The 17,427-nt window shown below is 49.1% G+C and carries 5 protein-coding genes; all 5 read right to left on the reverse strand.

Features of this window, described 5'->3' with window-relative positions; translation table 11 throughout:
- Window positions 1-4 precede the first annotated feature (4 nt).
- A complete protein-coding gene (locus tag J2Z28_RS18930) occupies window positions 5-5,908 on the reverse strand; it encodes a type I polyketide synthase (protein ID WP_211083668.1) in 5,904 nt (1,967 codons plus the stop codon).
- 35 nt (window positions 5,909-5,943) lie between these two features.
- On the reverse strand, window positions 5,944-11,211 hold the full coding sequence (locus tag J2Z28_RS18935) for an SDR family NAD(P)-dependent oxidoreductase (protein ID WP_211083670.1): 5,268 nt from the start codon (window positions 11,209-11,211) through the stop codon (window positions 5,944-5,946).
- A gap of 47 nt (window positions 11,212-11,258) precedes the next feature.
- Entirely contained in the window at window positions 11,259-12,500 is a 1,242-nt protein-coding gene (locus J2Z28_RS18940) for an FAD-dependent oxidoreductase (RefSeq protein WP_211083672.1), read from the reverse strand.
- Between the two features lie 54 nt (window positions 12,501-12,554).
- A complete protein-coding gene (gene fabD, locus J2Z28_RS18945) occupies window positions 12,555-15,836 on the reverse strand; it encodes an ACP S-malonyltransferase (protein WP_211083721.1) in 3,282 nt (1,093 codons plus the stop codon).
- Window positions 15,837-16,449: 613 nt separating this feature from the next.
- Window positions 16,450-17,337 carry an RCC1 domain-containing protein gene (locus tag J2Z28_RS18950; RefSeq protein ID WP_211083674.1) on the reverse strand — a complete coding sequence of 296 codons (888 nt, stop codon included), beginning with the start codon at window positions 17,335-17,337 and terminating at the stop codon, window positions 16,450-16,452.
- Window positions 17,338-17,427: the final 90 nt, after the last annotated feature.

A 17,427-nucleotide genomic window follows, 5' to 3' on the forward strand; every position in this document is an offset into this window, starting at 1 on the left:
TGGTCTAACGATATACCGTTAACATTTGATTCTCATTTAGTACAAGCATTTCGGGTTTGCGGGTCATCTTGAGTATGACGGCTTGTTGCAAGGAACCTGACATCAGCCATTCCAGAATGGGATGGGCTTCCTCAGCTTCGATAGAACCAATGCCTTTCTGCTGCATGCTTTGCCTTACCTGCTCAGATACGACCGAACCAACGCTGCCCCAATATCCCCAGTTGACCACTTTGATCCGTCCAGGCCATTTCCTGTTCATCTGCGAAGCCAGGGCATCGGCATAACAGCAGGCAGCCACATAGTTGCCCTGACCTGGCAATTTCATAAAGGAGTTCAGCGAAGAGAAAAACAAGACAAAATCGGGTTGCTTCCGAAGTCGACTCATTAATGCATTCACTTGTTCACTAATTTGAACTTTGGCAGACAGCACGTTGTTGAAAATCTCCTCATCCATACGCGCCAGACTTCTGTCTGACAACACTAGTGCAGAGTGGATTATTCCATTGACCTGTCCAAACCGCTTAATGACAGACTCATAAGCCTGTTCCAGACGACCGGGAAGCGAAGCGTCTGCCTGGATATAAAGAGGCTCCGGCCCTAACTGACCCAACTGTTCGATTTTATGGCGAATCTCGGGACTCATCAGGCTTCTTCCTAGCCAGATCACTTGGGCGTTGTAAGTCGCAATCATATAACGTGTCCAGACTTCGCCAATTCCTCCGGCTCCGCCAATAACCAAATAGACCCCTCCCTGCCGATAAGCGGCTAGTGGAACGGAATCGTATTCTACAGGCACTAATTCCTGGCGATACCATTCCTGATCCCTCCACACATATGCATTTCCGTGGGGGTCCGGGGTCAAGTCTGCAATAGCATCCATTGGGAGAATTTCGCCGCCATTCAGATCGATGACGCGAATGGCCCAATGGGCATATTCCTTAGCAAGTGAACCCGTCAACCCATGAATAGCTGCCTGGTCCGGGTCGACGGTATCGTCGAAGGAGAGCGCCTGCGCATTCGTTGTAACGACCGTCAGGTGAAGACTTCTGGAGCCGTATCCCAGGTGCAGAAGGCTTTTGACAAATCTGAAGAAACGAGTAAGTTCGGGTACGAAGCTTTCTTGCTCTTCCCTGTTTGTTTCTGTCATGCGATTCTCGGACATACCGGGGCGACAATACCAGATCATATGATCGCAGTCTCCCTCGGCAGCAAGCATATCCACCATCTGTGCCACAGAAGCCTGTCTCGGAAAGGTAATCTGGCGAAAAGCATCCCCTCTCGGGCATCGAATGTTCATGTCGGCATTTTGGCAGAGAATCAGAAGTTTTTCCGCCGAAAACACCTCAGTACTGGGAACGCCTTCATTTGCTGATTGCTGCTCTAATGGAGCCCACACCGTTGTAAGAACGGCCAGTTTAGCATTATTTTCAGCTGTTGCCGCTGCCGCCGACATCGTCAGATCTTGTGTCCAGGGCTCCAGTGCATGCAGATTATTTAGATGATCCCCGAGCTGCTTAGTCAAGCCAGCTTCCTCTGAGGACCAATCCTGCTGGGATTGGGGCGTGGCAGCCCACTTCCGTAACGCCAAACCTTCAAACTTCGCGCAAAGCAATCCATCATCACTATAGAGCGCGAGATCATAACGAGGCATGGAATGCCCAGGCCTACTGCCCGCGGTATAACGGACTTCTACCCACATCACAGAAGAACATGGTCTGTAAATCTCTGCTTGTTGCAGTGCATAAGGCAGCCAGGGCTCAGGCGAAAGAGCTTCTTCCTGGCTCAACTGGCTCAAATCCATAGCAAGTGCCAGACAGGCCTGAAAAGCCGAATCTAGCATGGATGGGTGGAGTCCGTATTCCTCCAGACTTTCTGTACCCGACAATGGCATGGCTAGTCGTGCCATAACGCTGTGCTGACCCGTATACAAATGTGAGATGCAGCGATGAGTGCTTCCATAAAGCAGACCTATTCGAGAAAAAATTTGATAACCTCTCTCAGGTGGAACGATCTTGTTGCCATGACGCTTATGCCAATCAGCAGGTTGGAATACAGGCGTGTCCCCTGTGGAGCGGATTAGGGAAACGAATCCTTGACTGCATAATACGGATGGAGCCTCGGCCTTCGTATTGCTTGTAATTTCAAACCGGTACCCCTGTTGGTGTCGCTCGGCCTGCAATTCAAGATGTACAGACAACGGCTGATCCTCTACAGATGCGGGATGCAACCATACCAGATCATGCAGACGAATATGATCGTTTCCGTTGTGCTCTCTGTTATGTTCTTCGGGCGGCAGGGAATGACGTAGAGCTGCTGCAGCCATCTCCAGATGAGCCGCTCCGGGTAATATGCTCACCCCTCTTACTTGATGATCACGCAGAAATGATTCGTTTCCGGTAAAACGTGAGCTAAACCGCTGACTGCCCAAATAACTGGTGTTTTTATGCAGCAGCGGATGCAGCCATTCTGTCTGGCTTCGCGCTACGACGTTTGTGTTTTCAAAGCCTTCATTCCCTGATGAGGAGGAGGATAAAGAAGGTATCATGTGATGCTCTTCCGCAAAAGGATATCCCGGCAGGCTAATTCGCTGTGGTTTAGCCGTTCCATACCATTGCTGCCAATCCAACTTCATTCCGCGAACCCATTGCTCCAGAAGCCGAACTGTTTTTCGTTTGCGCATCCAGCTTGCTGCCAGTTCCTGCATATCGTCATCGTCTACAAGTCGATTGTCATTCCGTTCAATATCGATCTCTCCGGTGAATATCTGTTCATGTGCCGTTTCCCCGGTGAGATACGCCTGCAATTTGCTTACCATCTCCTTGATGGTATAAGCCGTGAAAGCACATCTGCATTCCATCTCTTCTCTTCCGGTTTGCAGTGTGTAGGCGATCCGGGCGAGATGTAAGTCCGTATAAGCGTTATCCTGAACGGCTTGCGCAAGCTGTCTCACCTTTATGCTGAGGCGATCTTTGGTTTTTGCCGATAGAACGATCATTACCGGTGCATTGGAATCCCCCGCCATCATCGATTTCTGGTCCATCTTGTTATCCGTCCTGTATTCCTCAAGGATGACATGAGCATTGGCACCGCCTGCCCCGAATGAGGAGATACCCGCAATCCGTGGATATTCGCGCATGCCTTCAGGTGTATCCAGTACGGGACGAATCCATGGAGTCATGTGCTGCTGAACGTGAAATGGGGTTTGACTGAACCGGATATTCGGGTTGCTGCTCTCTGCATGCAGTGAAGGCACCAGGCAACCGTGACGCATTTGCAGCAATATTTTGCTGACCCCGGCGATGCCAGCCGCACTCTCGGCATGGCCGATGTTCGACTTCACCGAGCCGATTGCACAAAATTGTCTATCCGCTGTATGTTTCTCAAATGCCCTGCGCAAGCCTTCGATTTCAATCGGATCACCCAGTGATGTACCGGTGCCATGTGCCTCAATATAACTGATAGTCCGGGCATCTACGCCAGAGCGTGAGATGGCTTCGCTGATCACCTTTGCCTGCTGGCCGGGATTGGGCACGGTGTACCCTTTTGTTCTACCCGCTACATTAATCATGCTTCCTTTAACGATGCCGTAAATAACATCCCCGTCGGCCTCCGCCAGATGAAGCGGTTTGAGCAGTAGTGCACCAACACCCTCCCCGTCCACAAAACCGTTGGCTCCCTCTCCAAAAGGACTGCACTCGTTGTCTGGAGTCAGCATGGTTTTTTCGGATAACCTGACATAATGAACCGGGTCAACGATCAGATTCACACCGCCTGCGATGGCTAGGTCACAGGTGCCGTTGCGCAGACTTTCCATTGCCAGGTGAATGGCCGTCAAGGAGGAAGAACATGCCGTATCCACGGCCAGACTTGGCCCCGTGAAATTAAACGTGTAGGATACCCGATTGGCTATGGACCAAAAGGAAGCTCCCGTAGGATAGTTGCCATTCATTACACCTGCGTATACACCGACTGTACCCGCATCGGCAAGAGCCTGAGGCGTATAACCCGCATCTTCGATGGCAACATAGACCGTTTGCAGGAACTGCCGCTCCTGAGGATCCATTTGTTCAGCCTCTTTAGGAGAAATGTGGAAGAACAACGGGTCAAAGTGATAGATACCACGAATAAATCCTCCCCACCTGCTGTAAGACGTTCCTTTTTGTCCTTTCTCCGAATGATAGTGGGTTCTCCAATCCCAACGTTGTGAAGGTATTTCAGTAATGCAATTTTTGCCCTGCATCAAATTATTCCAAAATTCTGCCATATCATCAGCCTGAGCGTAACGCCCGGCAAGTCCGATGATGGCTACTTCATCTGTTGCCTCGGATGGTCGTTGCTGCTTGTAACTTTCAGTTAGGTGAGTTGCAGCTTCTGCCGAAAATGCACCAATTTCCAGTTCAGGCTCTGTTATCGATTCCTCTTGCATCTCCGTTAACCCAAGCATCGAGATCAGTTCAAACTTGCGCTTTTCCACAAAATGATTGACCAGTGCGTCAAGGGTTGTATATTCAAAAAAGAGCACGCTGCTCACATGCTCCCCCATTTCCTTATTTAGCTGTTCGGTTAACTGAATGATGAGAATGGAATCCAGCCCATACATTTCTAGAGCTTCTGCGGGATCGATCTGCTCTGGTTCTACATCCAGAATGGCACCGATCATCTTTTGTAAATACATCCTGCATGCTTGTTTTAATTCCCTGTCATCTACAGCAGGGGCTTTCAGGCTTAACGCGTTTAAGGCTGGTTCTAGTTCTTGAACTGTAATAGTCTCTTGTGGCTTTGGAGGCTCTTCCTTTCCAGCCGCGGGCAGCATCTGATTCGCTGATGAAAAGGTGTGTTTCTGCCGGACTATTCCGTCACTCGCTGCGCTTATAATTTGCTGGCCCAGTCCTTCGGCGTTGGATGCGGGAAATTCTATGTCAAAGTAACCCTCCAGTTCGAGTGCCGCTTTCCACTGATCCGGATGCAGTAGCGGAGTGCCGGGAATACGCACCTGTTCGTCTTCGAACAGCCACCATCCAGCCAGTAAGCCAAACGTGACATGGTTAAACAAGGAATCCTCAATAATTTCGTTGATTAGCAGTTTACCATTCAAGGTCAACAACGCTTTGGCATTGCGCAAAGTATGGCGGATCTGACGTGTGGCGTGCAGTACATTGGTAGCCACGACCAGGTCATATCGTCCCGCTTCAACTCCCTGAGAATGCAAAGGTTCTTCAATATTGAGCAGGCTGTACGTAAGGTAGGGATAATACGGCCCATATTGTTTCCTTGCATGCTGAAGAAAAGATTTGGAGACGTCCGTGTAACAGTATTCCTGAATAAGTTCACGGTAGGGCTCGAACTTTTGAAACAGCATGGAGCTTGTTCCTCCAGTTCCGGCGCCGATTTCAAGAATGCGGATCTTGCGATTGCCATGCTCGGAGAACGCCCGGATCACCTGTGCGGCCTCAGCTGCAAGCAGTGCATTGAAATAATCTGCAATTGAATTTTGCTTGTATATTCCCTCCACTCTTGACATGGAGCCACCCGGAAACATGATCTCTGTTGCGGACTGTTTGCCTGTAACAATGTCGGGCAGCGCCCGGATCATCACGTCAGCGAGTTCCACCCTTGCTCTCATTTCTGGCTGCGTAATCCAGCGCTCCTTGTGCTCTTCCCAATCAGACCAGATGTTGCTTCGTTCGAATTCAACGAGTTGCGGGTTACGCTGAAGAATGCGAAGCGTGTGGTCCATCCATCGTTGGTATGCAGGAAGCACACCAGGATAAGAATTGCAGTGCGAAGCTCCTGCCATCGTTCCAACATCTCCAAGCTGTTCCATCTGAACAATCAACACATGCATCAGCTTCTGGTTTAATGAATTCCACAGCTTGTGCTGTAAGGATAACCGCTCGTTATCTTGCATGATTTCGCCCTCCTGTTGGATTACACGTTTCATGCCTAATATACTGTCATGAATTCTTGCTCGCTGATCGCGTATGGCTTTGCCTCACCAATGATTTTGACCAATCCCAGTTGAGGAAGTGAACTGGCCAGAAGCAGTTCCAGCGCAGCCATCGCTTCGGGAGGCTCTATCGAGCCAATGCCCTGTTTGGTCATCCGCTCACGATAAGCTGAATAAGCCACCGTTCCGGTGCTTCCCCAATACCCCCAATTCATGGTTTTAACAGGGTAACGAAGATAACGATGAAGCCACTGGGCGAATGAGTCCTTGAATGTACACCCTGCCGTATAATTGCTTTGTCCGGCAGGTGTGGCAAACGCATTGATGGAGGAGAAAAACAGCATAAAATCAAGCGATTCCTTCTCAAATACCTCGATCATTCCCGCGCATACGTTGACTTTTGCATATAATCCTTCATTGAATTGTGGCAAGTCCATTTTCATTACACTGCTGTCCCTGAGTGCAATGGCAGCATGAATTACACCATGAATGGTTCCATGGCGTTGTTTGATTAACCTGTAAGCCTCATGCAAAGCCTCAGGACTGCCTGCATCTGCTGATATATATTCTGGAGCCGGGCCTGTCAGAGCAAGCCTCTCCTGCTCTTTTATAATCTCGGGGTTGAGCGGTGTTCGTCCGATCCAAATGATCTGAGCGTTGTAGCGACTAATCATATACTCGCTCCATACTTTCCCCAATCCGCCAGCACCGCCTATAACGACATATACGCCGCCGTGACGATAAGCCGATTGCTGGATGGAAGGCAGCTTAACAGGCAGCAATTCGCAGCGATGCCACTGTTTGGCCCGAAAGACCGTCAGATTGCTCCAAGAGTTCTCAGGCACAATGGGCATGTCGCTCAGCGCTGGCAGACTTCGATCTGCAAAATCAAGATCAACTACCCGGAACGTCCAGTTTTTGTATTCTTTGGCCAAAGAACCGAGAAAGCCATGTATGCTTGCATGGAGCGGATGTACTTCATCCTGGGCATGAATGGCTATGGCACTAAAAGTAACTACGGTCCATTGGAGAGGGATTCTGTCATACCCTAGCTGCAATAGACTTTTGACCAAACTGAATACAATAATCACGCCTTCCTCCTGGCTCTGAGTGATCGCGCTGGCATTCTTCCCTTCTGCGTTGCCCAACCCCGAAACCCACACCAGATGGTCAAACTGTCCGCAGTTTTCCAGTTCTTGGGCCATTTGCTCCACAGTTTCGCCAGGCTTCAGCAATATCAGCGAAGCTCCCGGATATTGCTGTGTGACCTCATCAAGGTATCCGCTCATCTCTACTGTCTCTGCAACAATGAGGGCCGTTCTGAGACTCTCCAAAGAAATCCTGCTGTCTTTCTCCGATGGAAGCACATTCCACACCGGAGCCAGCAACTCTGTACCAGGTGGGAAATCTTCGTGCAAATCTCTGGTAATCGTTGCCCGCTCCGTATCCTGCATCACGTGCTGCTGCCTCTTCTCTCCCGGCATGCTGCGGCACATGTAATTCCGAATCCGGACACAGACGGTTCCTTCGGCATCTATTAGATCCATGTCCAGCTTCGCCACGTTCCCTCCGATTGGACAACCATCACTGAAACGCACATGCACCCACATCTCCGGTGTACACGGTAATAAACAATCCATTTCTTCCATATAAAAAGGAAGCTTCGTTCCCTTCTCTTGATCCTGAGGGGCCGCGTTATCGTCAAGCAATAACATCGCTGTCTGCAAGGCCCCATCCATCATGCTAGGATGTAACGCATAATCGCCCAATGTATGCTCTATATGGGAAGGGATGTTCAGATGTGCCAGAGCCTGACCCGAACTGATGTACATTCGCTTAATCGGCTGATGACCTGGTCCATACTCCAGCCCTTGTTCTCGCAAGCGGTCATAGATGGTCTCATGATCCAACAAACTCTCCTCTCGCATTGTCGCAATCAGAGACGAAATATCAAGACGATCAACAGGGGCCAACGAATTCAGGGCGACGCGGCCTGTGCCGCAGCTCAGACGATCTGGGGCTTCGCTGCCTACTTCACTGATTTCATATCGCAGGATTCCCCGTTCCGCGTCTTCGTAATGTAGTTGAACAGATACCTCAATCGGATGTTCATCTACGAAAATCGGACTTGTCCAGGCTGCATTCTTAATCTGGAACGCTGCAAAGGAGGAAGAGGGCGATTCGTTTACACTGTGCAAAGCCATGCGGGCCATCTCCAGATAAGCCACACCTGGAAGTACCCGTTGCCCCCGAACTCGATGATCGTTGAGAAAAAATTCATGCCCTGTAAAGTCTGAACGGAATCTTGTGTCCTGATTAGCCGAAAGATTGCGGTGAAGCATTGGATGAAGCCGATCATATTCTTTTTTGCTTTTCGTTTCTTGGAAGGAATCCTTCGCTTTTCTACCCAAGTTGGCAGACCAACGGAATGTTTTTCTTTGAAATGCATAACATGGCAATCGTATTTTCTGATAAGGCTCCTCTTCCGCAAACTGACGCATATCGAGCTCCATGCCCGACAGCCATAATCGCAGTACATTTTCGTGAAATGGTAATTCCAAGCTCACTTCTTCTGCTTCTTGTTCCGCCTGCTTCATCCAATCAAAGCCGTTTTCTGAATGAGGTAGAGGAATGTTGCGATCTTTTTCATTTTCACTTCCGGGTTGAAGGAAGTCATGTAGAAATTGGACTGCGTTGTGCATTCCACCTGTCCCCTGTTGATGCTGACGAATGAGTGTGTATGCGCGTTTTCGCAGCATGAGTCCGGAATTCTGGTTTAACTGCGCTGTGATCCGTGAAAGTTCATGATGTTCCCCTGTCTCGTTTAACAACATCTTGATAATGTCTCTCCGGGTAATAACCTGATCCGCCAGAAGATCAAGCAGTTCCTGTACAGCCGGAATGTCTGACTCTTCAGATACCTGAAGCTGCCACTTTCGTTTCACCCTGCGCAGTGCATCCATGACTGCAATGCATAACACAGCCGACGTGGAACGGAAAGATTCGCTTGTACTGCTGCTTTCAGACGTTGGTTGCAACTGCCATGGCATGGTTGTTCCCGTGCTCTCCTGCCATTCGTCATTCCATTCATTTATGTAGTTCCTGAACGTATATTGATGGGTGTATAAACGAAACGCACGATCCATCAATTCGTCTCGGAACCCGTCGTAAGCCTGTTCCTCCACGATCCGTACAGATTGAATCAAATCATGTACATAGGAATCATCAAAAGCAAAGGGCATGATTGGGGATGAGCTTCCCTCTTGCATGACAGGCCATATGGGGCTGCACAGTCTCACGTCTTCGGCACGCTTCTGCTTGAGCAGAACGGAGATCATATCTTCAACAGAAATGTGACCTCCAATGACCCATGCAATCAGCATGCCAATCCCTGTTCCCTGAATCCACCGAGGGGCAAATCCCAGTTGAATCAAGGAAGCAGCATGAACATATCCGGCTATAAAACAATACAGCTCTCGCCGATCTTCATGCCACGTATCCTGATAGTACCCTGTCATCAAGTCTTCCCATTCTTCCCTCATGCCGTTTGCTTTTAATGCTGCCTCGATTTGCCTTTCTGCCTTACGCAGTAATAACTGAGACGTATGTCCAGAGCATTTCAATTGGGCGTATCCCTCCCATGTGGGACTCTGAATGTTCAGATACCTTGCGGATACTCCAATTTGCGGGCTGCCGTAACAGTCGGAATTCAGCAATGTCCTGAGCTCTTCCTGGGTATGAGCCCATCCGCCAAACCGATATTTGAATTGCTCTCTGCCTTTAAGCAGCGACAGGCTGATAGCCCGTAGTGTATCTTCCGCATTAGAATGCCTGTCGAACCACTGTTGCCAATCTGCGACATGCTCCTGCAAGCTCGCTTCCGACTTGGCAGACAGCAGAAATAATCGGGAGGGCTCTTTGGAATCCTGCTGGAAGGATCGCTTGGAGGGTACAGAGGGTTTAGCAGCCGGTTCGTAGTGTTCGACCACAACATGGGCGTTTACACCTCCGAAACCGAATGAACTGATCCCTGCGCGCAAAGGCTGTCCCTGCTCCTGACTGTGCCAAGTCTCTTGTTTCCGTGCAACCTCCAGCGGGGTACGCGAAAAAGGAATCATCGGATTCAGTGTCTTCACATGAAGAGAGGCCGGAATTTTCCGATGTTTCATCATCATCATCACTTTAATAAGACCAGCTATGCCCGCTGCACTCTCCAGATGACCGATGTTCGTTTTAACCGATCCAATCTTACAGAATGACCGATCCGGGGTATAGTGCCGAAATGCCTGAGTTAATGCTTCGACCTCAATCGGGTCCCCCAGCGAGGTGCCAGTCCCGTGTGCTTCAATATAGGTAATAGTGCGAGGATCGATATCTGCAGCCTTCCACGCAGCCAAGATGACATCACGCTGTGCCTCCATGCGAGGTGCCGTAATGGACAAACTTTTCCCCGTGTGGTTGACAGCAGAGCCTTTAATGATGCCATAAACCGTATTCCCTTGCTCGACGGCTTCCTCCAATCGCTGCAGAAGCAATACAGCAACCCCGTCTCCCGGGACGTATCCGTCCGCGCTCTGGTCAAATGTTTTGCACTGCCCTGTGGGACTTAACATTCTTGATTGGGAAAAGGAAACATATTTGAGCGGGTCGAGATTCAAATTCACGGCAGAAGCCAAGGCATAATCACATTCTCCCAGAATCAGGGCACGTCTCGCCTCGTGAATAGCCACGAGTGAGGAAGCGCAGGCCGCATTAATCGGCAGGCTCATGCCAGTTAAATTAAACGCGTAGGATATCCGGTTCGCAAGCAAGCTCTCATAATTGCCAAGACAGGCATAACTGTCCGCCTGTGAGGCTTCCATTTGCTGCAGATAACCCGCTGTCATCACGCCGGTATAAACAGCTGTCACCTTCTGCTGAAGCTCCGACAGAGAAACGCCTGAATCCTCGATGCAATGCCATGTATCTTCGAGAAGCAAACGCTGCTGTGGGTCCATGCTCGCAGCCTCGCGCGGGGAAATGTTAAAAAAGCTGTGGTCAAAATCATATGCTCCTTCCACCAACCCGCACCATTTGCTTGAGGTTTTGCCTGTGTCATTCGAGTTTGACGAATAAAACTGCTCCAAGTCCCAGCGTTCCGGGGGAATCTGAGAGATGGAATTGCGGCCTTGAATCAGGTTTTCCCAAAATGAATCATATCCGCTGGCTCCCGGGAAACGGCAGGCCATACCCACAACGGCAATTTCTATCCTTTTGCTTCCCATCTGAATGTCTCCCTCCTTTGGTATCGGCATACTGACCTTTCATCTCATCAGGGCTTCATAATTCCCGCAAAGCGCAGCATGTGTGAGAATGACGGTGGTTTGTCACTGTATCCCGACGTAGTCAGCATTTGTTCCTTCAGCAGATTGGGACACTTGCCGATTCGACGAAAAGCAGCATTGCGAAGTGTTACAAAGGCGCGGTTCTTCACAAACCAGCAATAGGTATGAGCTGTGCTGTTGCGCTGGATGAGACGCACATATTTCCTTCTTTTTTTCTCATACAGGCGAAGCTGACGTTCTGAGTAGTCATCGGTAATGAGCGCTTCTTCCAACGTATTCGACAGTTCGACAGCACCCTGAATCGCCAGATTCATACCCTGTCCCAGTGCCGGACTTAGAGCATGACATGCATCTCCTAGCAGAACAGCGCCGTTAATCGCCCATTTTTCGGTATGCAGATAATAGGCCGGAATGGACTGAACCTGTTTGAAATCCACGATCTGCGTTATTTCTTGTTGCAAGTGCGGACAGAGAGACAGCAGCATGCCGCGCAGCGATTCGATACCGTCCTCCCGGATGCGCTGCCATATATCCTTTCGCAAAGCTAGGTAGATCCTTAGCCTTTGGCCGGGCAAAGGAAATACTCCGCAGCTTACACCTTCGCCAAAGAAAAAGCTGGCCTCTTCCCTGGTATGTGTGACATCGTGAAAAGTAAAAGCGAACATTTTTGCCATCTTTTCCTCATAAGGATAAAGGTGATATTTAAGCCCCAGCTGATCACGAATTTTGGACTTGATGCCGTCTGACCCGACAAGGATTTTGCTGCCGATGCGTACCGTTTTGCCCGCGGAATCTGCTTCGATTCCGCTCACATAATGATCGGTGAACAACAGTTTTCCTGCGTTCATGCCGGGGTAGAAGCGTACGTTGGGCATTTCCTCAATGGCATTAAACAGGCTTTGATGAATGTGGTGATGGTCCCCGTTCAATGCATAACGCACAGGTATGTCCATTTCTTCATAGCTACCCGTAAAACAGTTGATACCCCCAAGCGTGCCGTAGTTTACCCGTGCTACATGAGCGCAGTGTTTGGTTACTTCAGGAAGAACGCCAAGCTTGTCCAGCAGATCGATCGTTACCGGTTGGAGAAAATCACCTTTGGGAATGTTGGGAAATTGTTTTGAGCGTTCAATCAACACCACCTGTCGACCTTTTCTGCCCATGGCCAGTGCCAGCGCCACGCCTGCAATGCCTGCCCCCACAATAAGCACTTCACTTTCAATATCCATTCGATTCCTCCTTATTGGCTTGTCTCACTGCGCATCTAATTGTGCTGGGCCGTTTTATACCAGTTGAAGCAGGCTTTCGTTAAGCAGCTGGGCTGTTTCTTCCATTAACTTCTCTCCGATCAGATGCACATGGCGCTGTGTCCAGGATTCGAGCGTTGTTCCTTGTACCCACTGATTAAAAGCACCGAGTGCCGGACCACAATATACCTGAAAGTCCACCCTGTGCTGATGATTCTCATCCCCCTGAAGCGCCAGTTTGGCGGAGTGCTCCAGATACCACTTGAAAATAACGGCCATTCTGGCCTTGGGACTACGTTCGGCAAGTGCTCTCTCCTGGGTCGTAAGAGTGGATTCCATCTCCGCATAAATGCTGTCAAAGCTCCTTTTGAAATACTGCTCCTGAAGCCTTGTTTTTGTTTTCTCATCGATCTCGTCGATGCTGTCGTACTGGCGATACAGTTCATGCAGTTTGTTAGCACGCGCAGGAAAATAAACACCTTTCTTCAGCACCTGTACCTTGCCTCCCAGTTCAAACATGCCTGCTGCGGGCGCATATCCGGTATCCTGTACGTTAATTTGCTGAAGCAGTTCCTTTACGAGTTGGCTAGTATTGGCTTCGACCGTACATTGATTAATTGAGCCGGTCAGAATAAAATCCGCCCCCATGACAAATACTGCCGCAGCCGCCTGGGGTGTACCAATACCTCCAGCTGCACCGACCCGGATTGTTTTGGCGTAGCCATGTTTTTTCATCATCTGATTGCGCAGGGACAGCATGGCAGGGAGGAGGGTCATGGATACTGCACCATCGGTATATCCGGCACAATCGGCTTCTGCACAGATGTCATCCGCCATCGGCAATTGCCGCGCCAATTGGGCCTGTTCAGCGGAAATACGTCCTTCCACCAGCAATTGGTCCAACATATGTTGCGGAGCTGGACTCATAAACAGCTCTGCCACCTCTGGACGAGAGCATTTGGCGAGAAGAAGATGAGATGAAGCCACAGTACCATCGGATCTGCGATAGATTCCTTTGACCCGATAGTGGACAAGTGCAGGAGACATGCCCAGAAATCCTTTTGCTTCCATCTTGTTCAGGCCCAATCTAAGCATTAACTTGATCATCTCTTCCTCGCGCTGAGGGTGGAGAGGATCATGAAGCACATTTAATCCCCAGCAATGTTGGACAGGCAATTCTTGACGGATGGACATCACCGCCTCTTCCACTTCTTTAGCGCGCAGTCCACCTGTTCCAAGAAAGCCGACCATACCCGCTTTTGCAAGTGTTGTGATCATCGCCACAGATGAAATGCCGCCGAACATGCCTCCCGCAACGTACGCCAGCCTGGCACCATAATCCTGCCTGAATTCAGCGCTGCCCATCCGTTCAGATTGGAAACGCTGCGAGCTGCTGAACGGATGGGCAGCGGTCTCAGACACTCCCATTGATACATCCTTAGGTACGTCCTTTATCACTGCGGTTGAAGCCGGAGGCGGTTCAACCGATAATTTCTCCACAAAAAGTGGCTGAGCCTGAGCCTGGATAGCCTTTACGAGTTTGCTTAGAGCGGTCCCGGGTCCAATCTGTACAATGTCGTTAACCCCTTTTCCCATCAGATATCGAATGGTATCAGTCCATTGCACGGAGGACGTCAACTGCTCCACCATGTTGTGTTGCAGATGATCGATTGTATAGGGTCTTGCCCCAACATTGGAAATAACGGATAGCGTCGGGGCAGCAAACTGAAATTGCTTGAGATAAGCAGCAAATTGCTGCTTGGCTGCTTCCATATATCTGGAGTGAAATGCGCCGCTCACATTCAAGATGACGTAATTGGATGCACCTTCCTGCTCAAACACAGACTTCGCCTGGACTAGCAAGTCCTGCGGACCCGAAATAACGATCTGACTGGGACTGTTCATATTGGCGATATCCAAGTGGTCAAGGCCATGCTGCGCAAGAATCTTACCGACAACATCCGAATGCAGCCCGATCACAGCTGCCATCCCACCGCCCTCTGCTCTTCCCATTAATTCACCGCGGAACTGGACGATACGTAGTCCGGTTGCAAAATCAAACACGCCTGCAGCCAGCAACGCATTAAATTCACCCAAACTGTGTCCCGCTACATAGTCCGGCTTCCCCTGTTGCTCAAGCTCCCTGTAGTACATCAGGGCATTCACGGTGTACAGGGCCGGCTGGGTGTATTCCGTACGTTTGAGTCGGTCTCCGGGGTCCTCAAGACACAGCTCGCGTATGGAATATCCCAATATTTCATCTGCGGTGCGGACCAGGTCCGGATAAAGATTCCAAACGTCGTGCCCCATGCCCTTGAACTGCGAGCCTTGCCCTGGAAATACATAAGCCCTCATGGTCTGCTCTCCCCTCTGAATGTTCATGGACGGCTGTTGATATTGCCTGGCCACGCTCTCCAATTGTTCCTTATCCCTGTAAAAGGGAGATAACAACACGACCGCCGCTGATGAAGCTTGTTTGTCTGCAAGCCGCTTCACAAAACCTGCAAGCGTACCGCCCGGACTGATATCGATATAGTGATGCGGTCCGGCAGATTCAAGCTTTTGTATTGCTTCGCGAAAGAGAATTGGTTTTCGTGCAACCTGCCAGAAGTGATTTTGTGCAATTCGGGCAGCCTCCCCTCCAGTCATACAGGAGATTAACGGTATGTGAGGGGCGGCAAATGTAAATGCCTGCAAATCCGCCGTGTATGCTGCTTCTGCGCTATCAATCCATTGAGAATGATAGGCAAATGAAACCGGGAGCATCTGACTTAGCACAGCATGCGATGTGAGCCACTCCTGTGCTTTTGTCAGTGCATGCACCGGTCCGGAAATAACAAAATGCCCGTCATAATTGACGGACACCAAGGTACAATATTCAATTTCCGGAAGTTCCGGATATAGAGATGCATCTCCCAATATCGCTAACATCGCGCCAGAAGGGCAATGTTGCTCGAATCGTATTGCCTGCTTCATAACACAGCGCAAGCCATCTTTTGCACTGAATACGCCCGCAATGGCAGCGGCGGCAAATTCCCCGAGGCTGCTGCCAAGGACGTAATCAGGGATCACGCCACGCGTCAATAACGATTGGGCAAGTGCATATTCCACCATATAGATGGCGGGATGCGACAGAATGGTACGTTCGAAGCGGTCCTCATCGGTTGACGAATCGCCGTACATATACTGGACGATTGACTCGCCCCCGCATTCCAACACCGTTTGATCCAGCGCAAGCATCGTTTCCCTGAACAATGCATCCTGCTCAAACAGATCCTTCCCCATCTGCGGATACTGCGATCCTTGTCCAGAAAACATAAAAACAACGGAATCGCTCAGTCTGAGCACCTCCTTACAAGCACATCAATAGACATATCAAATAAACTCCGCTATCCCCGTTGATCAGGGACAGAAGGTTATAATTTAACGCATAACTATCATTATATGTGCATTTTCCTATCTTCAACGTGCCGAAACAACGATTGAATTAGTTGAAAAGCTTGTTGAATATACTATAATCAATTTTGTAATTTTTGTAAATGATGGATTTTGTAAATGTAGTCATTGCATATCGTAAAATGATGAATAACATCGTATTTTAAATATAAAAATAGAAAAATGGTATGGATTCGTATTATTTATTTTCCATAAATCAGAATTTCGGAATGATTCAATAAATAAATAACGATCAAATAAATGACAATTGATGTTACTTTTGTGCTTTGTCTAACTGAAGAAAGCTATATTAAAGCTTCCGCCGTTTTCGCATATGTTAACGAACTTTTAAATTTATTCATCGAATATATAATTGTCAGCTTAACAACTGCTTTTATCTCGCCACATCGCATTTTATTTAGTAAAACAAAAAAGCCGCTAAAATAGCGACTTCAATGGGACCATGATCTTGTCCCTCGATATAAAATTCCTTTATTTATGGTTGAATGTTACTCCATCCGCTTACATCACATTGTCCATAATCATTATCACCCACAGCAACCATCGTACCATCCGATTTCAGTCCAATCGTATGGGCACACCCCGCCGAAACAGCTCTAATTCCGTACCAGGCACTTACATCGCATTGGTGATGTTTATTCGAACCCACAGCAACCATCGTACCATCGGACTTAAGACCAACGGTATGATAACTCCCTGCTGCAACTGCTACAATATCGCGCCAACCGCTTACGTCGCATTCGCCTTCATTATTTCTACCCACAGCCACTACCGTGCCATCTGATTTAAGCCCAATCGTATGAAGATACCCCGCCGAAACAGCCAATATGTCGCTCCAGTCGTTTATGCTACATTGGTTATACTTATTGTTACCAACTGCTGTTACCGTTCCGTCTAATTTTAGACCAACTGTATGCCAGTCACCCGTAGTGACCGATACAATATCGCGCCAGCTGCTCACGTTGCATTCCCCTTCATTATTTCGCCCCACCGCAACCACCGTGCCATCTGATTTAACCCCAACCGTACGGCACCAACCTGCCGAAACGGTTACAATATCGCGCCATTCGCTTACATTACATTGGTCATGCTTATTCCAACCTATAGCTGTTACCGTACCATCAGATTTAAGACCAACGGTATGGGCATTACCGGTATTCGTAGCCATATGAACATTACCCGCTGCAACTGCGACGACATCGCACCAATCGCTTACCTTACATTGACCATATTTATTATCACCCACAGCTGTTACTGTTCCGTCAGATTTAAGAGCAACGGTATGACGACGACCCGCCGCTATGGTACAGTTACGGAACCGTTTCGTCTCAAAAACCGCTTCATTCCGTGAATTGTAGTCCATATCTTTCTTCCCTCCACCAATTGAAAATCCGCCGTTAGTTCAATTGTATGTCATAAAGTTTGTTGTTAAATCGCACTGTTACAAAAGAAA

The organism is Paenibacillus xylanexedens, from assembly GCF_017874615.1.
GTDB lineage: Bacteria > Bacillota > Bacilli > Paenibacillales > Paenibacillaceae > Paenibacillus > Paenibacillus xylanexedens.

Bases quoted from the DNA above. Each gene is read 5' to 3' on its own strand.
- J2Z28_RS18930 (WP_211083668.1), bottom strand. From the start codon at position 5,908: ATGCAAGATAACGAGCGGTTATCCTTACAGCACAAGCTGTGGAATTCA.
- J2Z28_RS18935 (WP_211083670.1), bottom strand. From the start codon at position 11,211: ATGGGAAGCAAAAGGATAGAAATTGCCGTTGTGGGTATGGCCTGCCGT.
- J2Z28_RS18940 (WP_211083672.1), bottom strand. From the start codon at position 12,500: ATGGATATTGAAAGTGAAGTGCTTATTGTGGGGGCAGGCATTGCAGGC.
- fabD (WP_211083721.1), bottom strand. From the start codon at position 15,836: ATGTTTTCTGGACAAGGATCGCAGTATCCGCAGATGGGGAAGGATCTG.
- J2Z28_RS18950 (WP_211083674.1), bottom strand. From the start codon at position 17,337: ATGGACTACAATTCACGGAATGAAGCGGTTTTTGAGACGAAACGGTTC.